Origin of the sequence: Pseudomonas sp. MS15a(2019) (genome assembly GCF_013277805.1) — a bacterium.
GTDB lineage: Bacteria > Pseudomonadota > Gammaproteobacteria > Pseudomonadales > Pseudomonadaceae > Chryseomonas > Chryseomonas benzopyrenica.
The window spans coordinates 345,492-364,170 of sequence record NZ_VBTN01000003.1; the positions used below are offsets into that span (position 1 = coordinate 345,492).

General features: G+C 66.6%; 17 protein-coding genes and 2 riboswitches. Of the genes, 8 read left to right on the top strand and 9 right to left on the bottom strand.

Annotation, left to right across the window (positions count from 1 at the left end):
• Positions 1–278 precede the first annotated feature (278 nt).
• Genes FEZ61_RS05170 through cobW form a run of 4 tightly spaced genes read right to left on the bottom strand, consistent with a single transcriptional unit; the run spans position 279 to position 6,791 of the window.
• Complete coding sequence (locus FEZ61_RS05170; RefSeq protein WP_173148095.1) at positions 279–923, bottom strand: VWA domain-containing protein; 645 nt, start codon at positions 921–923, stop codon at positions 279–281.
• 20 nt (positions 924–943) lie between these two features.
• On the bottom strand, positions 944–1,981 hold the full coding sequence (locus tag FEZ61_RS05175; protein WP_173147576.1) for an AAA family ATPase: 1,038 nt from the start codon (positions 1,979–1,981) through the stop codon (positions 944–946).
• 1 nt (position 1,982) lies between these two features.
• Entirely contained in the window at positions 1,983–5,732 is a 3,750-nt protein-coding gene (gene cobN / locus FEZ61_RS05180) for a cobaltochelatase subunit CobN (protein ID WP_173147578.1), read from the bottom strand.
• Positions 5,733–5,738: 6 nt separating this feature from the next.
• Complete coding sequence (gene cobW / locus FEZ61_RS05185) at positions 5,739–6,791, bottom strand: cobalamin biosynthesis protein CobW (RefSeq protein WP_173147580.1); 1,053 nt, start codon at positions 6,789–6,791, stop codon at positions 5,739–5,741.
• A gap of 101 nt (positions 6,792–6,892) precedes the next feature.
• A riboswitch (cobalamin riboswitch) is annotated at positions 6,893–7,124 on the bottom strand.
• A gap of 58 nt (positions 7,125–7,182) precedes the next feature.
• A riboswitch (cobalamin riboswitch) is annotated at positions 7,183–7,521 on the top strand.
• A gap of 85 nt (positions 7,522–7,606) precedes the next feature.
• Here cobW and FEZ61_RS05190 point away from each other — a divergent pair.
• From FEZ61_RS05190 to FEZ61_RS05200, 3 genes are read left to right on the top strand one after another with little or no spacing between them, the layout of a single operon-like run.
• The gene (locus FEZ61_RS05190; RefSeq protein WP_017640497.1) at positions 7,607–7,798 is read left to right on the top strand and encodes a CbtB domain-containing protein; all 192 of its coding nucleotides are present in this window, start codon (positions 7,607–7,609) and stop codon (positions 7,796–7,798) included.
• A gap of 12 nt (positions 7,799–7,810) precedes the next feature.
• Complete coding sequence (locus tag FEZ61_RS05195) at positions 7,811–8,488, top strand: CbtA family protein (RefSeq protein ID WP_017640496.1); 678 nt, start codon at positions 7,811–7,813, stop codon at positions 8,486–8,488.
• Complete coding sequence (locus FEZ61_RS05200; protein ID WP_017640495.1) at positions 8,488–8,862, top strand: cobalamin biosynthesis protein; 375 nt, start codon at positions 8,488–8,490, stop codon at positions 8,860–8,862. The genes FEZ61_RS05195 and FEZ61_RS05200 overlap by 1 nt, the downstream gene beginning before the upstream one ends.
• On the opposite strand, the gene FEZ61_RS05205 is transcribed toward FEZ61_RS05200, so the two are convergent.
• From FEZ61_RS05205 to FEZ61_RS05215, 3 genes are all read right to left on the bottom strand, one after another.
• Complete coding sequence (locus FEZ61_RS05205) at positions 8,853–9,581, bottom strand: ScpA family protein (RefSeq protein WP_160922791.1); 729 nt, start codon at positions 9,579–9,581, stop codon at positions 8,853–8,855. The two genes, FEZ61_RS05200 and FEZ61_RS05205, sit on opposite strands and share 10 nt — an antisense overlap.
• A 110-nt stretch (positions 9,582–9,691) precedes the next feature.
• The gene (locus FEZ61_RS05210) at positions 9,692–10,321 is read right to left on the bottom strand and encodes an L-threonylcarbamoyladenylate synthase (RefSeq protein ID WP_064308856.1); all 630 of its coding nucleotides are present in this window, start codon (positions 10,319–10,321) and stop codon (positions 9,692–9,694) included.
• On the bottom strand, positions 10,318–11,190 hold the full coding sequence (locus FEZ61_RS05215) for a PHP domain-containing protein (RefSeq protein WP_017640492.1): 873 nt from the start codon (positions 11,188–11,190) through the stop codon (positions 10,318–10,320). The genes FEZ61_RS05210 and FEZ61_RS05215 overlap by 4 nt, the downstream gene beginning before the upstream one ends.
• Positions 11,191–11,250: 60 nt before the next feature.
• Between FEZ61_RS05215 and FEZ61_RS05220 the strand changes: the two genes are divergently transcribed.
• The 4 genes from FEZ61_RS05220 (at position 11,251) to FEZ61_RS05235 (ending at position 14,664) form a co-directional block, all read left to right on the top strand.
• A complete protein-coding gene (locus tag FEZ61_RS05220) occupies positions 11,251–11,835 on the top strand; it encodes a septation protein A (RefSeq protein WP_064308855.1) in 585 nt (194 codons plus the stop codon).
• Positions 11,836–11,839: 4 nt separating this feature from the next.
• Positions 11,840–12,517, top strand: coding sequence for a response regulator transcription factor (locus FEZ61_RS05225; protein WP_173147582.1), 678 nt, complete (start codon positions 11,840–11,842; stop codon positions 12,515–12,517).
• A 111-nt stretch (positions 12,518–12,628) separates the two neighbouring features.
• Positions 12,629–13,063 (top strand): LTXXQ domain protein, encoded by a 435-nt coding sequence (locus tag FEZ61_RS05230; RefSeq protein WP_058791428.1) that lies wholly within the window; start codon positions 12,629–12,631, stop codon positions 13,061–13,063.
• A 227-nt stretch (positions 13,064–13,290) separates the two neighbouring features.
• The gene (locus FEZ61_RS05235; protein WP_017640488.1) at positions 13,291–14,664 is read left to right on the top strand and encodes a HAMP domain-containing sensor histidine kinase; all 1,374 of its coding nucleotides are present in this window, start codon (positions 13,291–13,293) and stop codon (positions 14,662–14,664) included.
• Here FEZ61_RS05235 and FEZ61_RS05240 read toward each other — a convergent pair.
• The gene (locus tag FEZ61_RS05240; RefSeq protein WP_173147584.1) at positions 14,639–15,205 is read right to left on the bottom strand and encodes a nitroreductase family protein; all 567 of its coding nucleotides are present in this window, start codon (positions 15,203–15,205) and stop codon (positions 14,639–14,641) included. The genes FEZ61_RS05235 and FEZ61_RS05240 overlap by 26 nt on opposite strands.
• Before the next feature lie 200 nt (positions 15,206–15,405).
• On the opposite strand from FEZ61_RS05240, the gene FEZ61_RS05245 reads away from it, so the two are divergent.
• Entirely contained in the window at positions 15,406–16,788 is a 1,383-nt protein-coding gene (locus FEZ61_RS05245; RefSeq protein WP_017640486.1) for an adenylate/guanylate cyclase domain-containing protein, read from the top strand.
• A gap of 69 nt (positions 16,789–16,857) precedes the next feature.
• Here the strand turns inward: FEZ61_RS05245 and FEZ61_RS05250 are convergent, their stop codons facing one another.
• Positions 16,858–18,552, bottom strand: coding sequence for a DEAD/DEAH box helicase (locus FEZ61_RS05250; protein WP_017640485.1), 1,695 nt, complete (start codon positions 18,550–18,552; stop codon positions 16,858–16,860).
• Between the last annotated feature and the right edge of the window lie 127 nt (positions 18,553–18,679).

Consider the following 18,679-nt stretch of genomic DNA (forward strand, 5'->3'; position numbering starts at 1 on the left):
TTGAGCGGCGCGAAGCCCAACAGCGCGAGGGTCGAGCCCCTTCAAGTCGGGCTTCGACAGTGGAGCCGCCTCAACCCAACCTACGTCTGACTGGTAGGTTGGGTTGAGCATAGCGAAGCCCAACAGCGCGAGGGTCGAGCCCCTGCCTGCTAGGCTTCGACGATGGAGCCGTCTTAACCCAACCTACGCCGGACCGGTAGGTTGGGTTGAGCGGCGCGAAGCCCAACAACGCGAGGGTTGAGCACCTTCGCGTTCGGCTTCGACGCGAGGCTGGTCACCTAAACCACCGGCACCTCTTCGAGGTGTCGGTATTCCGCACCCAAGCGCCGGGCCAGCTCCGCTGCCCGTCCCAGGCGCAGCGGTCCCAATTCGATATCCAGCACCCGGATGGGGCAGTCCGGTATGGCCAGCCCCTCCAGATCACGTAGGCGCCCGTCGGTGACTAGCAGCAACCGGCATTCCTCGCCCGGACGCTGCCGCCGCCGAGTCTTCAGCCAGTCATGAGCTTCCGCCAGCCCCGCCAGCAAGGGCGTACCGCCCCCTGCGCCTAGCTGCTCCAGCCAAACCTGCAACGCCTGACCGCTGCGTTGCCCCTGGAAGGACCATTCGGGCCGTTCCCCTGCCGCCTGCAGCACGGCGACGCTGACCCGCTGGCGGTAGGCCTGCTCGAACCAGTCGGCCAGCAGGCCCTTGGCCTGGGTCAGGGCACCGTGGCGGCGGGTAGATGCGGAATGATCGAGGATCACCAACCAGAGCTGTGCCGGACGCCGACTGCGCGGCTGGCGCAGGAGATCACCGGCGCGCCGCGGACGACCGCGGAGCAGGGTCGGCACCCAGGCGATGGCACCTTCCGTGCCCGACGAACGAGCGCCGTGGCGACCCCCAGTGGCCTTGCCCGTCCCGTTTCGGGCATCGCGATCCAGGGTATGGGACGATCGGATGCCTAGGGCTTTTTTGCCTCGCCCAACCGGCGTCTGGGGCCCGATGCCACGGGCTCCGCTGCCAGGGCGCCCCAGCCATCGTCGCCTGAGGGCTCGACGTCACCCTGTCTCTGTTGATCACTTTTTCCTCGCTCCGAAGGGTCAGAAGGCAGTCTTTCCTCTAGGGGTGGTATTAATGAGGTTGAATCTTTTATGTCCCGTCGCCGATGGCGCAGGGCGAAATCGGCGACGGCAATGATATCCGCGTGCTCGATCAGCGCGGCATCGCGCCAGGCGGCATGGGCCCGGGCGGCGCGCAGCCAGACCAGGTCGGCGCGCAGGCCATCGACGCCGGCCTGGTGGCAAGCCGTGGTGATGGCCTCAAGGGCCGCCTCATCCAGGGGAATGCTGCCAAGGCGTGCACGGGCCTGGGCGCAACGCTCGCGCAACTGCGCCTGATCGGACGCCCATTGAGCGACAAAGGCCGCGGGATCGCTGTCGAAGGCCAGGCGTCGACGCAGGATCTCGGCCCGCTCAAGAGGTGCCGGCCGGCTGTCCAGCGCCAGGGCGAAGCCGAATCGATCCAGCAACTGGGGGCGCAACTCGCCCTCCTCCGGATTCATGGTGCCCACCAGCAGGAAACGGGCGGCGTGCTCATGGGAGATGCCGTCCCGCTCCACCCGGTTGACACCGCTGGCGGCCACGTCCAGCAGCAGGTCGACCAGGTGATCCGGCAGCAGATTGACCTCGTCGACATAGAGCACGCCTCCATCCGCCGCCGCCAGGACACCCGGCGCGAAGCGCGCCCGGCCCTCGCCCAGCGCAGCGTCCAGATCCAGGGTGCCGACGATGCGCTCCTCGCTGGCGCCCAGCGGCAAGGTGATGAAAGGACCGCCACCGAGCAGGTCGGCCAGCCCGCGAGCCAGGGTGGACTTGGCCATGCCGCGCGGCCCCTCGATCAGTACGCCGCCGATGCGGGGATCGATGGCGTTGAGGCACAGCGCCAGCTTCAGGGGCTCAGCGCCGACCACGGCGGCCAGGGGAAAGACGGGGGCGGTCATCTCAGGCTTCATCCATATCCATCAATAGCTGTTCGAGGGCGTCGCGGTAGTCGCCTGGTTCCTGCCAGAGCCCACGTTGCTGGGCTTCCAGCAGGCGCTCGGTCATGTCGCGCAGGGCCTCGGGGTTGTGGCGTTCGACGAAGTCGCGGGTATCGGTATCGAGCAAGTAGGCATCGGCCAGTTGCCGGTACTGGTGATCCTCCACCAGCTCGGTGGTGGCGCCGAAGCCGAACAGATAGTCCACGGTAGCGGCCATCTCGAAGGCGCCCTTGTAGCCGTGGCGCTTCATGCCGGCGATCCACTTGGGATTGGCCGCCCGGGAGCGCACTACCCGCCCCAGCTCTTCCTTGAGGGTACGGATCCTGGGCAGATCGGCCTGGGCGTGGTCGCCGAAGTAACTGGCGCGACGCTGGCCGCTCAGGGTCTCGGCCGCGGCCAGCATGCCGCCCTGGAACTGGTAGTAGTCGTTGGAATCGAGCAGGTCGTGCTCGCGGTTGTCCTGGTTCTGCAGCACCGCTTGCAGGCGACCCAGGCGGCGCAAGAAGTCGTCACGGGCGGCGGTGCCGTCATCCTCGGCGCCATAGGCGTAGCCGCCCCAATTGAGATAGGCCGTGGCCAGCTCGCTGCGCTCCTGCCACTGGCGCTCTTCCACCGCACCCTGGACACCGGCGCCATAGGCCCCGGGCTGGGCGCCGAAGATGCGCCAGCCGGCCTGACGCCGCGCCAGATCGGCGGCGGTACCGGCCGCTTCCAGGACCGCGCGCTCGCGGCGCACCTGGGCGGCCAGGGGGTTGAGATCGTCCGGTTCGTCCAGCGCGGCGACCGCCTGGACCGCGGCATCGAACAGCCGTACCAGACCGCCGAAGGCGTCGCGGAAGAAACCGGAGATGCGCAGGGTGACATCCACCCGCGGTCGATCCAACAGCGACAGCGGCAGGATCTCGAAATCCTCCACCCGAGCGCTGCCGGTCTGCCAAACCGGACGCACGCCCAGCAGCGCCATGGCCTGGGCGATGTCGTCGCCGCCGGTTCTCATGGTCGCGGTGCCCCAGACCGAGAGGCCCAGTTGGCGCAGGTGATCGCCCTCCTCCTGCAGATGGCGCTCCAGCAACAGATTGGCCGACTGCCAGCCGAGGCGCCAGGCGGTCATGCTCGGCAGATTGCGCACATCCACGGAAAAGAAGTTACGCCCGGTGGGCAGGACGTCCAGCCGGCCGCGACTGGGGGCGCCGCTGGGTCCGGCAGGAACGAAGCGCCCGTCCAGGGCCGCCAGCAGGCCGCCGATTTCCGCCGGCCCACAGGCGTCCAGCGCCGGCGCCACCTGGGCGACCAGGTGCTCCAGCACCGGACGGGTCGCCGGCAGTTCGGCCAGCGCCAGTGGCAAGGGTTCACCCTCCACCGTTGCGGCGACCAGGGCAAGCGCCAGCAACTCGAGCCGCTCGCGCGTATCGCCCAGGGTCCGCCAGGCTTCGGTCGAAAGAGCCACCAGGCACGGCGGACGCGGTCCCTGCCATGGCTCGCCGAGATCGGCGGCCAAGGGATCGAACGCCAGCTGCAGATCCTTGGCCAGCGCCCGCAGGAGACTGGCATTCCCGCCCTGGGCATCGCCCCGGGGGATGCGCAGCAGGGCGACCAGAGTATCCCGCCGCAGCTGCCCGGTGGGCGACTCGCCGAACACATGGAGGCCGTCGCGAATCTGGGATTCCTTGAGATCACAGAGATAGGCGTCCAGTTGCGGCAGCCAGCTGTCCGGGTCCTCGGTGATCACCAGCCCCAGCTCACGATCCAGGGCGGTTTCGCGCACCAGTTGCAGGATCTCGCCGCGCAATTCGGTCGCGCGTCGCAGGTCCAGCAGGCTGGCGTCGTAGTATTCGTCGGCCAGGCGCTCCAGGTCGCGCAGCGGCCCGTAGCTTTCGGCGCGGGTCAGCGGCGGCATCAAATGGTCGATGATCACCGCCTGGGTGCGCCGCTTGGCCTGGGCACCCTCGCCCGGGTCATTGACGATGAAGGGATAGACGTTGGGCAGCGGTCCGAGAATGGCGTCCGGCCAGCATTCCTGGGACAGGCCCACGCCCTTGCCCGGCAGCCACTCCAGATTGCCGTGCTTGCCCATATGCACCACCGCCTGGGCGCCATAGGCCTCGCGCAGCCAGAAATAGAAGGCCAGGTAGCCATGGGGCGGCACCAGCGAGGGATCGTGGTAGACCGCCGCCGGATTGACGTCATAGCCGCGCGCCGGCTGGATACCGACGAAGGTCAGGCCAAAGCGCACCCCGGCTACCATGAGCCGACCGCGCCGATGCATGGGATCGGCCTCGGGCGCCCCCCAACGTTCCGTCACCGCCTGCTGCAAACTCAGCGGCAGGCGGGCGAACAGCGCCTGGTAGTCATCCAGCGCCAGGCTCTGCAGGGCCGGGCGCAGATCCCGCAGGGCGCTGTCGTTGGTCACTCCACCAAGCAGGCGCTCGATCAGGGCGGTACCACTCTCGGGCAGATTGGCCACTGGATAACCGGCCGTCTGCAGGGCCTGAAGCACCTTGAGTGCCGCTGCCGGGGTATCCAGGCCAACGCCGTTGCCGATACGGCCATCGCGGGTCGGATAGTTGGCCAGGATCAGGGCGATGCGCTTGTCCGCCGCCGGACGCCGCGCCAGCTCGATCCAGCTGCGCGCCAGCCGCGCGACGAAGGCCATGCGCTCGCCATCGGCCTGGTAGTTGACCACGTCGCTTTGACTGCGCTCGCAGCGCCAGGCCAGGCCCTTGAAGCTGATCGGCCGGGTGATGATGCGCCCATCCAGTTCCGGCAGGGCGATGTGCATGGCCAGGTCGCGGGCCCCCAGACCCTGGGGGTTCTCCTGCCAGCGTTCGCGATTGTCCTGGGCGCAGATGGCCTGGAGTACCGGCACCGGTCGGCGGAACGGCGTGAGATTCGGCCGCTCCGGACTGGACTGGGCGAAGCCGGTGGTATTGAGAATCAGCGCGGTGTCGGTCTCGTCCAGCAGCCGCTCGACTTCCGTCAGGCAGGCCGCCTCCTTGAGGCTGGCCACGGCGATGGGCAGCGGATTCAGCCCCTGGGCCTCGAGTTGCGCGCAGAAAGCGTCGATGAAGGCGGTATTGGCCGACTGCAGATGGGTGCGGTAGAACAGCAGCGCCGCCGTGGGCCAGTCCTGTCGCCAGCGTGGGCGCCAGCCGGCCAGCCCCAGGCCTTCAGGCTGATAGACCGCCACCCGCGGCAACTCCCGCGGTGGCTCGTAAAGGTATCGGGCATCCAGGCATTCGGCGGCCAGGCAGTGCAGGAAATCCCGGGCATTGCCCAGGCCGCCTTGACGCAGGTAGCGCCACAGCCGTTCGGCCAGGTCCGGTGCCACGGTGCCCAGAGCCATCAGCTCAGGGTCAGGGCGATCGCAGCCGGGCACTGCGATCAGGGTCAGCCCCCGCGCGGCCAGCTCGGCGAGGCGTTCCATGCCATAGCGCCAGTAGCTCTGGCCGCCATGCAGGGAGATGAACACCACTCGCGCCTGGCTCACCACCTCCTCGACGTAGAGGTCCACCGAGGCGTGGTTCTGCAGCTGCATGGGATTGGCCAGGCGCAGGCTGGGATAGCCGGCATCCAGGGTACGGGTCGCCTCGGCCAGCAGGGCCAGATGCGAATCGCCACTGCAGAGCACGACGATCTCACCCGGCGTCTGCGCCAGATGGGCGATGCCGTCGTCCGGGACGAAGCCACCCGGCTGGGTACGCAGCAGATGCATCTGGCGTCAGGCGACCGCGGCGCGCAACTGGGCGGTGATCGCCGCCTGGTCCAGCTCCTGGCCGATCAGCACCAACTGGGTGCTGCGGGTCTCGCCGGTCTTCCAGGCACGGTCGAAATGCTTGTCGAAGCGGGTACCGACCCCCTGCACCAGCAGTCGCAGCGGCTTGCCGGCAATGGCCGCGAAGCCCTTCACCCGCAGCACGCCATGGCTCTTGACCACCTCGGTCAGCGCCGCCAGCAGGGTCGCTTCCGCCACCTCGGGCAGGTCTACGCCAAAGGAGTCGAATTCATCGTGGTCATGGTCTTCATGACCTTCGAGGTCATGGTGGGTCGGACGGCTGTCGATATGGGCCTCGGATTCGGCTTGCAAGCCCAGCAGCACCGACAGGGGCAGCACGCCACGACTGGCTTCCACCACCTTGACCGCGGGCGGCAACTCTTCGCTCACCTCGGCGCGGACCCGGGCCAGGGCCTCGGCGTCCAGGCCGTCGGCCTTGTTGAGGATCACCAGGTCGGCACTGGCGAGCTGATCTTCGAACAACTCGTGCAACGGCGATTCATGGTCCAGGTTCGGATCCTGGCGGCGCTGGGCATCCACCTGCTCGGGATGGGCGGCGAAGGTGCCGGCCGCCACCGCGGGACTGTCGACCACGGTGATCACCGCGTCCACGGTGCAGGCGCTGCGGATCTCCGGCCACTGGAAGGCCTGCACCAGAGGCTTGGGCAGCGCCAAGCCGCTGGTCTCGATGAGGATGTGGTCGATGTCGCCGCGACGCGCCACCAGCTCCTTCATCACCGGAAAGAATTCTTCCTGCACGGTGCAGCACAGGCAGCCATTGGCCAATTCGAAGACGCGGCCCTGGGCCTCTTCTTCGGTACAGCCGATGCTGCACTGGCGGAGGATCTCACCATCGATGCCCAGCTCGCCGAATTCGTTGACGATCACCGCGATGCGGCGGCCTTCGGCATGGTCGAGCATGTGCCGCAACAGGGTGGTCTTGCCGGAACCGAGGAAGCCGGTAACGATGGTGACGGGAGTCTTGGCCAGGGTTTTCATGGGCTGCCCTTAGAAAGAAAGCAAAAAAAGACGGGCAGGCATGCCAGGCGCTCGCGCAGCGGCAAGGCCCTGGTGGCAGCCCGGATCACCCCGCCCGGTTGCGTATGGAAAGCTAGCGAGGCAGGTCTCCTGCTCACGGCGCCCTACTCCAGCCTTCCCGCGTGAGCAGTGGCCTTAAAGCTTGTTCATAATTTCGCGAGCTAGCGTCAATTATGAACAGGCTCTGTGGAGAGGCTGAAGATGCCGCTTACAGTTGCGGGGGCAGCCGCGGTGTCGCACCGCGTTCCCTTTCAAGCTCTTGCGGACAAGAGCACCTCGAAGCCCGACAGGCTACGAGTGCCCCGCCGGGGTGTCAATCGAACAGGCTTGACCGTCGGACGACCCGCGTGGTCTGCTCGCCCCTGCTTCAGGTGTCGCGACTCCGCCAGGGGTCGCGGTGAAACGGGAAGCCGGTCCAAGTCCGGCACTGCCCCCGCAACGGTAGACGAGCGCAGGATCACGATGCCACCCGGCTGGCAAGCTTGGGGAAGGCGATCCTGGTAGTCGTACGGGAATGCGGTCTTGCGCGAGCTAGCACCTGGCAAGGCGGAACCCTGCAAGGAAACGCAATTTACCGAGAGTAAATGAGCACTCCGCGAAGGGCTTCAGCGCAGCCAGGCCGACGCGCAGCCAAAACCGCACCTTGAGACCCTCGTGAGTCCGGAGACCGGCCTGTCGCTTTCAAGCAACCCGCGGTGGGCGGTCGTGCTGGACGGCGGCCGCCTGCGGTTCGCTGCCTCGGCGCGTCCCTGCCGCTTCGACTCCGAGGCCTTGCCATGACCGCTACCCGCTCGACGACCGCCCTGCCCCAGCCTCATACCCATACCCGCGCCCAACGCCTGACCGCTACGCTGCTCGCCTGCCTGCTCGGCCTGGGCCTGGTGTTCCTGGCCGGTTTCTCCCATGTCGAGGCGCTGCACAACGGCGCCCACGATACCCGCCACAGCGAAGGCTTCCCTTGCCACTAAGAGGAGTTCGTCATGTTCCAGCGTATCGCCTTCAGTGCCGGCGTGGCCGGGCTGCTCGCCGCTCTGTTGCTGAGCATCTTGCAAAGCGTCTGGATGACGCCGCTCATCCTCCAGGCGGAAACCTACGAGGTCCAGACCGAAGCCCCGGCCACGGCCGAGCATCAGGATCATGGCGAGGAAGAAGCCTGGGCCCCGGCAGATGGCTGGCCGCGCACCCTGTCGACCTTCGGCGGTAACCTGGTGGTGGCCGTGGGTTTCGGCCTGGTGCTCGCCGGCCTGCTCAACCTGCGCGCGCCGAACCGGACCTACCAGGGCTTGCTGTGGGGGCTGGCCGGCTACGCCACCTTCTGCCTCGCGCCGAGCCTGGGTCTGCCACCGGAGCTACCAGGCACGGCCGCGGCGGACCTCACCCTGCGCCAGGCTTGGTGGATAGGCACCGCGGGCGCTACCGCGGCCGCCCTCGCCCTGCTGGCGTTCGCCCGCCACCCAGGCTTCAAGATCGCCGCTCTGGGCCTGCTGGTCATTCCCCACTTGCTGGGAGCGCCCCAGCCGGTCGCGCATGAGAGCCTGGCACCACAAGAACTGCAACGGCACTTCCAGATCGCCGTGCTGGTGAGCAACCTGCCTTTCTGGCTATTGCTAGGCCTGGCGTGCAGCTGGCTGTTCTGCCGTCAGGAGCCGCAAGGCTGATGGCGCTGGTCCTGGGCCTAGGTTGCCGTCGAGATTGTTCGGTGGAGGAGCTTGCCGAGCTGGCGCAAGAGGTGCTGCAGGAAGCCGGCTGCGACCGCGCCGCCCTGACCGCCTTGGCGACGGTGGCCAGTCGACTCGAAGAACGCGGACTGCGCGCCCTCGCCCAACGCTGGCAGCTGCCTTTACAGGGCTTTCCCGCTGAACGCCTGGCGCAAGAACGCGGCATAACCTCAGCCAGCAAGCCGGTGTTGCAGCATGTTGGCAGCTCCAGTGTCGCCGAAGCCGCGGCCCTGGTTGCGGCCGGTGAAGGCGCCCGCCTGTTGGTGAGCAAACGCAAGAGCGCGGCGGCAACGGCAGCCTTGGCCTACGCCTGAGACGCCGCTTGCGCTTCGGCGTCGCTGACCCGGGCGCGGACATGGATGGGGCTGAAGGGCTCGTTCTGTACCAGTTCCACCAGGGCTTCCTTGACCAGCTCGAGGATCGCCATGAAGGTCACCACCACGCCAAGGCGCCCCTCATCCAAGGTGAACAGTGCCACGAAGGGCACGAAGGCACCATCCTTGAGGCGCTCCAGCACCTGACTCATGCGCTCGCGGGTGGACAGGACCTCGCGTGTCACCTGGTGACTCTCGAACAGATCGGCCCGGCGCAGGACCTCACCCATGGCCAGCAGCAACTCGCCCAGCTCCACCTCGGGCAACAGCTTGCGCGCCCGTGCCTCGGGCGCCGGCAAGGTGGGCACCACGAAGTTGCGGCCCTCCCGCGGCAGATCATCGAGCTCCTCGGCGGCCTTCTTGAAGCGCTCGTACTCCTGCAGGCGGCGGATCAGTTCGGCACGGGGATCCTCCTCCTCGGCTTCCAGGCCTTCGGCGCGCGGCAACAGCATGCGCGACTTGATCTCCGCCAGCATGGCGGCCATCAGCAGGTACTCGGCCGCCAACTCCAGCTGCACCGCCTTCATCAGCTCGACATAGCTCATGTACTGCCGGGTGATCTCGGCGACCGGGATGTCGAGGATATTGATGTTCTGCTTGCGGATCAGATAGAGCAGCAGGTCGAGCGGCCCTTCGAAAGCTTCGAGAAAGACCTCCAGCGCATCCGGCGGGATATAGAGGTCCTGGGGCAGTTCGGTGAAGGCCTCGCCATAGACCAGCGCCAGACGCAGCTGCTCGGGTTCGAGCAGCTGGGGATCCAGGGCTTCGCTCATGCTTCGATCATGAAGGGCGTCGGATCCCCGGCACCGACCCTGATCACTTCCGGCTCGTCGGCGGCCAGGCTGATGACGGTCGATGGCTGCAAGCCTCCCGGTCCGCCTTCGATCACCAGATCGACGAAGTGCTCGAGACGCTCGCGGATCTCCCAGGCATCGCCCAGGGCTTCGTCATCCCCCGGCAGGATCAGGCTCACGCTCATCAAGGGTTCGCCCAGCGCCTCCAACAGCGCCAGGGTGATGGGATGCTGGGGCACCCGTACGCCAATGGTGCGCCGCTTGGGGTGCAGCAGCATGCGCGGCACCTCGCGCGTGGCGTTGAGGATGAAGGTGTAGGGGCCGGGGGTATAGGCCTTGAGCAGCCGGAAGGCGCTGGTATCCACCTTGGCATAGATGCCCAGCTCGGAGAGATCGCAGCACACCAGGGTGAAGTTGTGCTTGTCGTCGAGCTGGCGGATGCGGCGGATGCGCTCCACAGCACTCTTCTCGCCGATACGGCAGCCCAGCGCATAGGACGAATCGGTGGGATAGGCGATGACGCCACCGGACTGGATGACTTCCACGGCCTGACGAATCAGCCGCGGCTGGGGATTCTGCGGATGAATCTCGATGAACTGGCTCATTGGGGTTCCCGATTCTGAGGGTACAGCGGTTGACTGAAGCGCGCCCAGAGGGGCGGCAGATCTTCGGGCAACGGACGGTACATGCCCAGGTCCGACCAGTCGGCCGGCGCATGGAAATCGCTGCCCGCACTCACCATCAGACCGAATTCCCGCGCCAGAATTGCCAGGGTGCCGACCTGCTCGGCCGGCTGCACGCCATTGACCACCTCGATGGCGTGGCCGCCGCCGGTGACGAATTCCCCGATCAGCTTGCGCAGCTTGGTGCGGGTGAAGCCATAGGCCAGCGGATGGGCCAGACTGATCCATGCCTTGGCTCCCTTCAAGGTCGCCAGGGTCTCGGCCAGGGTCGGCCAGTGCTGCTTGACGTCGCCGAGCTTGCCGCCGCCCAGCCATTTGCGAAAAGCCTCGCCGCGGTCCTCGACAAAGCCCGCCTGCACCAGGTATTCGGCGAAATGCGGCCGGGCCGGCGCATTGCGACTGTCGCCCAGGGCCAGCTGCACCGCCCGGGCGCCGTCCAGGGTGCCGGGCATGCCCTTGGCCGCCAGCCGCCGGTCGATTTCCCGAGCGCGTTCCCAGCGCCCCTCGTGCAGGGCTTCCAGCGCGGCGTTCAACTCAGGCGCCTCGGGGTCGAAGTTGTAGCCCAGCACATGCAGGGTCGCGCCGCCCCAGGTGCAGGACATCTCGATCCCGGAGAGCAGGCGCAGCCCCAGGCCATCCGCGGCTGCCAGGGCTTCGGCATAGCCATCCAGGGTGTCGTGGTCGGTGATGGCCAGCAGTTGCACCCCGCGCTCATGGGCGCGTCTGACCACCTCGGCGGGCGCGAAGGCGCCGTCCGACGCGGTGGTATGACAGTGCAGGTCGATACGCATGGCTTTCTCCTCCGGCTTCATCAGGTATTATGCCGCGATGCACTGCTATCGGCTGCGTTAATGAAACAATTCATCGATTTCATCCCCCTGCTCCTGTTCTTCCTGGTCTACAAGCTCGATCCGCGTCCGGTGGAGTTCGCCGGGCACGCCTTTACCCTGGGCGGCATCTTCAGTGCCACCGCGGTCCTGATCATCGCCTCCCTGGTGGTCTACGGCGCGATCTTCGCGACCCAGCGCCGGCTGGAGAAGAGTCAGTGGCTGACGCTGATCGCCTGCCTGGTGTTCGGTGGCATGACCCTGGCGTTCCATAGCGAGACCTTCCTGAAGTGGAAAGCGCCGGTGGTGAACTGGCTGTTCGCCCTGGCTTTCCTGGGCAGCCAGTTCATCGGCGACAAGCCGCTGATCCAGCGCATGCTGGGCCACGCGGTGCGACTGCCGGCCCCGATCTGGACGCGGCTGAACATCGCCTGGATCATCTTCTTCATCGTCTGCGGCTGCGCGAATCTCTACGTGGCCTTCACCTACGAAAGCTTCTGGGTCGACTTCAAGGTCTTTGGCAGTCTGGCGATGACCCTGGTATTCATGCTCGGTCAGGGCCTCTATCTGGCGCGCCATCTGCAACCCATGGATGAACCGCGAGACTGATCCCATGAGTCAGATACTGCTGATCGACGACGACCAGGAACTGTGCGACCTGCTCGGTGCCTGGCTGAAACAGGAAGGCTTCGAGGTCACCGCCTGTCATGCCGGCAGCGACGCCCGCACCCAGTTGCGCGAGGCGACGCCGGACGTGGTGGTGCTGGACGTGATGCTGCCTGACGGCAGTGGCCTGGAATTGCTCAAGCAGCTGCGCAGCGATCATCCGCAACTGCCCGTGCTGATGCTGTCGGGACGGGGCGAACCGCTCGACCGGATCCTCGGCCTGGAGCTGGGTGCCGACGACTATCTGGCCAAGCCCTGCGATCCGCGCGAACTCACCGCCCGCCTCCGAGCCATCCTCAGACGCAGTCATCCGGCCCAGCCCGCGGCCCGCCTGCAGCTAGGCGACCTGTCGCTGAGTCTGGCGCGCGGCGTCGCCAACATCGGCGAAACCGAGATCACCCTGACCCTCACCGAGAGTCGCATCCTCGAAGCCCTGCTGCGCCAGCCGGGCGATCCCCTGGAAAAGCAGGCCCTGGCCCAGGCGGCCCTGGGCCGCAAGCTGACCCTCTACGATCGCAGCCTGGACATGCATGTCAGCAATCTGCGCCGCAAGCTCGGCAGCCATGCCGACGGTCGTCCGCGCATCCTGGCGCTGCGGGGCCGCGGCTACTACTACAGCGTCTAGCCCACCGCGCAGCCTTTACCCCCTCTTTACCCCCGCTGACCGCCACTGACTCCTCCGCTCCTAGACTGGGCTCATCCGGTGTTGCACCGGTCATCCCAAGGAGATTTCTCGATGCGCAAACTCATGCCCGCCGTGCTGTTCGCCGCCCTGCTGCCGACCCTGACCCTGGCCGCTACCCAGGACAGCACCGACATCACCCCGCCGCCCCACGGCAAGCTGATGGATGGCGGTCCGCGTGGCGACGGCCCCCTGCGCGGTCTCAAGCTGACCCCCGAGCAACGCGAGCAGGTCGGCAAGCTGATGGGCGAGGAACGCCAGCAGCAGCGCGAGATCGTCAAGAGCTACCTCGACAAGCTGCCCGAGGATCAGCGCAAGGCTCTGCACGATCAGCTGGATGGCAACCGCGACAAGACCCGTCAGTCCATTCGCGCCCTGCTCAAGCCCGATCAGCAGAAGCGCTTCGACGAAATGGAGAAGAAGCGTGAGGATCGCGCCAAGGAGTGGGCCGAGTTCCAGCAGTGGAAGCAAGACCACAAGTCCTCCTGATCCCCGATCGCTGCGCCGATGGTCCTCGGCGCAGCGTCTGACTAAGAATCTGCCCAAAGTCTCGCGAGCTAGAGACAAACAAGGCCTAGGCGGCCCCACGAAAATGCCTGAGGAAGCGGATCGGACCCGCGCTCGGGTTTACGAGTGGTAAATGAGCATTCCGAAGGCATTTTCAACGCCGTTTGGCCGACGCGCAGCAGACTTTGAGCAGCTTCTAAGGCGACTGCATGGTTTTTCGTTCTCTCTTCTGGCGCATCTTCGCCACCTTCTGGCTGGCCATCCTGTCCGCGGTCGGCCTGACCATGCTGCTCGGCCACCTGGCCGATCAGGATTCCTGGATCCTCGCGCAGCATCCCGGCCTGCGCGACCTCCCCGAACAGTGGGTGCAACGTTATGAAAACGAAGGTCCCGCCGCCGCTCAAGGCCTACTCGAACAGCGCAAGGGCCGCTATGGCATCGATGTGCTGGTGCTGGGCGAGAACGGCTCGCCCCTGGTGCGCGGCACCCTGCCACCGCGCATCTTCGACCAGGATCTCGACCAGCCGCAGCGTCAGCAGCGCCCCGGCCCCGGCGCCCGCGACCCCAACCGGCCGTTGCCCTGGCGACGCCTGACCGACGAATACACCAGCCCGAGCGGCCAGACCTACCTGTTCATCTACCACCTGCCCACCCCCGAGCTGGGTGCCTGGCGCCGGCAGAGCCTGTTCTGGCCGGTCGGCATGCTGGCCATCGCCACGGTGGTGCTGACCCTGTTCAGCCTGCTGCTGACCCTCAGCCTGACCCGCCCGCTCAATCATCTAAGGCGTGCGGTCCATGATCTCGGGCAGACCGCCTACCAGCAGGACACCCTCGCCCGCCTCGCCCGCCGCAAGGACGAACTGGGCGTGCTGGCCGAAGACTTCAATCGCATGGGCGCCCATCTGCAGCGCCTGATCGACAGCCAGCGGCAGCTGCTGCGCGACGTGTCCCACGAGCTACGCTCCCCGCTGGCCCGCCTGCGCATCGCCCTGGCACTGGCCGAACGCTCCGACCCCCATGACCTGGGCAACATGTGGCCGCGCCTGACTCTGGAATGCGACCGCCTGGAAACCCTGATCGGCGAGATCCTCGCCCTGGCGCGTCAGGAAGCGGATCCAGGCCCACCCGAGCAGCTGGAACTGCATCCGCTACTCGAAGGCCTGGTGGACGATGCTCAACTCAGCGCACCCCAGCAGCGGGTGGAACTCGACGTTCCCGCCGCCCTGCGCCTGGACGGCTGGCCGGACGTCCTGGAACGCGCCCTGGACAATCTCCTGCGCAATGCGCTGCGCTTCAATCCGCCCGCCCGTCCCATCGTCATCTCGGCAGCCGCGACCGCCGGCGAGGTACGCATCCAGGTACGTGACCATGGCCCCGGCGTCAAGGCCGACGACCTGCCGCGCCTGGGCGAACCCTTCTTCCGCTCGGACCAGCAGCACGCCACAGGGTACGGCCTGGGGCTGGCCATCGCTCGCCGCGCCGTGGAGCGCCATGGTGGCGAGCTGCACCTGAGCAATCACCCGGACGGCGGCTTTCTCGCCACCGTCACCCTGCCGCTCAGACCGGTGCTGGCCAATGGCTGACCTGAGCGCTCAGATCACGTGGCGCCGGAAGCCGCGGCGCCACCTCGGGCGTGCCCAGGTAGATGTAGCCCACCAGTTGCTCGTCCTCGGTCAGGCCAAGGCCCTGCAGGACCCAGGGATCGTAGCTGAACTCACCGGAGCGCCAGACCGCACCCAGGCCCAGGGCGAAGGCCGCATTGACCAGACCGTGGGCCACGCAACCGGCGGTGATGATCTGCTCCTGAACGGGCACCTTGAGGTGCGCCTGGGGCACGGCGACGACGGCGATCACCAGGGGCGCCCGCAGGGGCATGCGCCGGGCCTTTTCCACGGCCGCGGTATCCGCGTCGGGCTCGCGACGGCGCAAGGCGTCGGCATAGAGCCTGCCAAGCGCCGTGCGACCCTCGCCGGCCACCAGGATCAGCCGCCAGGGGCGCAGCAGCTTGTGGTCCGGCGCCCGGTCCGCGGCGCGCAGCAGGACCTCCAGTTGCTCGGGGGTGGGGCCCGGTTCGGTCAGGCGACCGACCGAGGCGCGATTGCAAAGAGCTTCGAGGGCATCCATAGCGTCTCTCCTGTAAGGATGCCGCAGTGTAACCCAGGGACGACGGCCGAATTTGGCTGTCACAGCAGCGGAATCACTGACATTCTTGGCCGCTACCCGGATGGTCAGCTAAGATCGCGAATGCTAGAAAACCCGGCCGCTTTCATCGTCGCGAACGGAGTTATCCCGACCTCTCGCCTTTCTCGAAACGGACCCGACAGATGAAGTTTGCGCTCAACCGGTTCCTCGCTGCGTCCGGTGACAGCCTGGGCGTCTACTACGCCCGGGTGTTCGCCTATCTGATCGCCGCCGCCAGCGTCACTGCGGGTTACTACACCCAGACCGATGCCGTGGGCCTGTGGTTGATCCCCTATGCCCTGCTCTATCCGCACCTGGCCCAGACCCTGAGCCTCAAGCTCAGACGCGATCGTGGCGCCCAGACCGATATCCTGCTGGCCGCCATAGACGCCATTCACGTCGGCATGGCCGCAGTGGTGTTGCGCTTTCCGCTGATGCCTACCCTGATGCTGCTGTTCATGCTCGGCTACACCAGCATGCTGCGCGGTGGTCCCCGTCTGCTCGGCCTCTGCCTGCTGTTCGCCACCAGTGCCGCGGCGCTGGGCAGTGCCACCTTCTTCCAGGGCGTCGACCTCACCAGCCCGCTACTGGTGGCGGTCACCAGCGTAGTGGGCACCATGCTGCACCTCTGGGGTACCGGCTACTTCCTGCACCGGCAGCGCAAGCGCCTCATCCAGATCAACGACGACCTCAAGCGCGAGCAGGAGAAGTCGGCGATCCTGGCGCATAACTTGGCGAAATACCTCTCGCCCCAGGTCTGGGAATCCATCTTCACGGGCAAGCAGCACATCGCCCTGGGCACCCAGCGCAAGAAGATCACGGTGTTCTTCTCCGACATCAAGGGCTTCACCGAGCTGTCCGAAGAACTCGAGGCCGAAGCCCTCACCGACATGCTCAACAACTACCTCAACGAGATGTCGAAGATCGCCGTGAAGTACGGCGGCACCATCGACAAGTTCGTCGGTGACTGCGTGATGGTGTTCTTTGGCGACGCCAACAGCCAGGGCGCCAAGAAGGACGCCGTGGCCGCGGTCTCCATGGCCATCGCCATGCGCAAGCACATGAAGGTCCTGCGCCAGCAGTGGCGCAGCCAGGGCATCAACAAGCCGCTGGAAATCCGCATGGGCCTGAACACCGGTTACTGCACGGTCGGCAACTTCGGCTCCAGCACGCGCATGGACTACACCATCATCGGTCGCGAAGTGAACCTGGCCAGCCGCCTGGAGAATGCCGCCGATGCCGGCGAGATCCTGATCAGCCACGAGACCTACTCGCTGGTCAAGGAAACCATCATGTGCCGCGACAAGAGCTGGATCACCGTCAAGGGCTTCAGCAAGCCGGTGCAGATCTACCAGGTGGTGGACTTCCGTCGCGACCTGGGCGCCTCCCCCAGCTATGTCGAACACGAACTGCCGGGCTTCTCCATGTACCTGGATACCAACAACATCCAGAACTACGACAAGGAGCGAGTCATCCAGGCGCTGCAACTGGCGGCGGAAAAGTTGAAGGACAAGGTGATCCTCTAACTCCTCCGCCTTTCCTGCAGGCAGAAAAAAGCCCCGGATATCCGGGGCTTTTCCATGGGACCGCGGGAATCAATCCTCGCGATAGCGACGCAGGCGCAGGGCCTTGCCAGCTACACGGGTGTCCTTGAGCTTGGTCAGCAGACGCTCCAGGCCTTCCTCGGGCAGCTCCACCAGGCTGAAGGAGTCACGGATCTGGATGCGGCCGATGGCCTCGCGATCCATGCCGCCTTCGTTGATGATGGCACCCAGCAGGTTCTTGGCGGCAACGCCGTCACGGGCGCCCAGGGCGGTGCGGCAACGCACGCGGCCTTCCGGCAGCGGCTGCATCGGACGACGCTCGCCGCGATCCGGACGCTCGCCGCGCTCAGGGCGGTCGCCCCGCTCAGGACGCTCGCCACGGGGACGTTCGCCACGACCGGCGCCGGGGGTCAGCGGCTGCTCGCGACGCACCGACTCGATATCCAGGGCGCGGCCGCTGGTCAGTTTGGCCAGCAGGGCCGCCGCCAGGGTCGAAGGATCGCACTGCAGACGCTCGCACAGTTCCTGACGCAGGGCGCCGTGAGTGGTGTCGGCATCGGCCAGCAGCGAACCCACGCCATCGGCCAGGCGGGAGATACGGGCTTCCAGCACGGCTTCGGCGTCGGGCAGGCGGATTTCGCCGACGCGCTGACCGGTGACGCGCTCGATGACCTGCAGCATGCGGCGCTCGCGCGGGGTGACCAGCAGCAGCGCACGACCTTCACGACCGGCACGGCCGGTACGACCGATCCGGTGCACATAGGATTCCGGATCGTAGGGCATGTCCACGTTCAGCACGTGGGTGATGCGCGCCACGTCCAGACCACGGGCAGCGACGTCGGTGGCGACCACGATGTCCAGCGAACCGTCCTTGAGGGACTCGATGGTCTTCTCGCGCTGGGCCTGGGGCATGTCGCCATTCAGGGCGCTGACGCGATAGCCCTGGCGCTCCAGCAGCTCGGCCAGGTCCAGAGTCGCCTGCTTGGTGCGCACGAAGGCGATCAGGGCGTCGAAGTTCTCCACTTCCAGCAGGCGCAGCACCGAGGCCGGCTTCTGGTCGGCGTGGACCATCAGGTGCGCCTGCTCGATGCGGGCGACGGTCTGGGTCTTGGCCGCGATGCGGACGTGTTGCGGCTCCTTGAGGTGACGCTCGGCGATGGCGCGGATCGACGGCGGCAGGGTCGCCGAGAACAGCACGGTCTGGCGGGATTCCGGCATGGCTTCGAAGATGAATTCGAGGTCATCCATGAAGCCCAGCTTGAGCATCTCGTCGGCTTCGTCGAGCACCAGGTGCTGGACAGTGGCCAGCAGGTTGTCGTCGCGACGCAGGTGGTCGCACAGACGACCGGGGGTGGCGACCAGTACCTGGGCACCCATGCGCAGGGACTTCAGCTGCGGGCCCATGGGCGCGCCGCCGTAGAGGGCCACGACCTTCACGCCGGGCATCTCGGTGGAATAGGTTTCGCAGGCGGTAGCCACCTGCAGGGCCAGTTCACGGGTGGGAACCAGCACCAGAATCTGGGGTTCGCGACGGGACGGGTCGAGCTGCGAGAGCAGCGGCAGAGCGAAGGCTGCGGTCTTGCCGGTACCGGTCTGCGCCTGGCCGATCATGTCGTGGCCGGCGAGGATCACCGGGATGGACTGCGACTGGATGGGCGACGGCTCTTCGTAGCCGACGGCCTTGATGGCGGCGAGGATGGCGGGATTGAGATTGAGCGCAGCGAAATTGCTGATGTCCTGGGTCATTGTCTTGCCTCGTGTGCTTCGCAAAGACCCCAAAGCCAAGAGCTGCGCTTATCCGAATGACCGAAGTCGCCCAGGCAGCCAAGGTGTGAGCTTTTTGCGAAATAAAGATGAAAAAGGGGTGGAGCGT

Excerpts from the sequence above, each read along its gene's own strand:
- FEZ61_RS05220 (WP_064308855.1), top strand. The coding sequence starts at position 11,251 with ATGAAACAATTCATCGATTTCATCCCCCTGCTCCTGTTCTTCCTGGTC.
- FEZ61_RS05225 (WP_173147582.1), top strand. The coding sequence starts at position 11,840 with ATGAGTCAGATACTGCTGATCGACGACGACCAGGAACTGTGCGACCTG.
- FEZ61_RS05215 (WP_017640492.1), bottom strand. The coding sequence starts at position 11,190 with ATGCGTATCGACCTGCACTGTCATACCACCGCGTCGGACGGCGCCTTC.
- FEZ61_RS05250 (WP_017640485.1), bottom strand. The coding sequence starts at position 18,552 with ATGACCCAGGACATCAGCAATTTCGCTGCGCTCAATCTCAATCCCGCC.
- FEZ61_RS05175 (WP_173147576.1), bottom strand. The coding sequence starts at position 1,981 with ATGACCGCCCCCGTCTTTCCCCTGGCCGCCGTGGTCGGCGCTGAGCCC.
- FEZ61_RS05190 (WP_017640497.1), top strand. The coding sequence starts at position 7,607 with ATGACCGCTACCCGCTCGACGACCGCCCTGCCCCAGCCTCATACCCAT.
- FEZ61_RS05195 (WP_017640496.1), top strand. The coding sequence starts at position 7,811 with ATGTTCCAGCGTATCGCCTTCAGTGCCGGCGTGGCCGGGCTGCTCGCC.
- FEZ61_RS05245 (WP_017640486.1), top strand. The coding sequence starts at position 15,406 with ATGAAGTTTGCGCTCAACCGGTTCCTCGCTGCGTCCGGTGACAGCCTG.
- FEZ61_RS05230 (WP_058791428.1), top strand. The coding sequence starts at position 12,629 with ATGCGCAAACTCATGCCCGCCGTGCTGTTCGCCGCCCTGCTGCCGACC.
- cobW (WP_173147580.1), bottom strand. The coding sequence starts at position 6,791 with ATGAAAACCCTGGCCAAGACTCCCGTCACCATCGTTACCGGCTTCCTC.
- cobN (WP_173147578.1), bottom strand. The coding sequence starts at position 5,732 with ATGCATCTGCTGCGTACCCAGCCGGGTGGCTTCGTCCCGGACGACGGC.
- FEZ61_RS05240 (WP_173147584.1), bottom strand. The coding sequence starts at position 15,205 with ATGGATGCCCTCGAAGCTCTTTGCAATCGCGCCTCGGTCGGTCGCCTG.
- FEZ61_RS05210 (WP_064308856.1), bottom strand. The coding sequence starts at position 10,321 with ATGAGCCAGTTCATCGAGATTCATCCGCAGAATCCCCAGCCGCGGCTG.
- FEZ61_RS05200 (WP_017640495.1), top strand. The coding sequence starts at position 8,488 with ATGGCGCTGGTCCTGGGCCTAGGTTGCCGTCGAGATTGTTCGGTGGAG.
- FEZ61_RS05235 (WP_017640488.1), top strand. The coding sequence starts at position 13,291 with ATGGTTTTTCGTTCTCTCTTCTGGCGCATCTTCGCCACCTTCTGGCTG.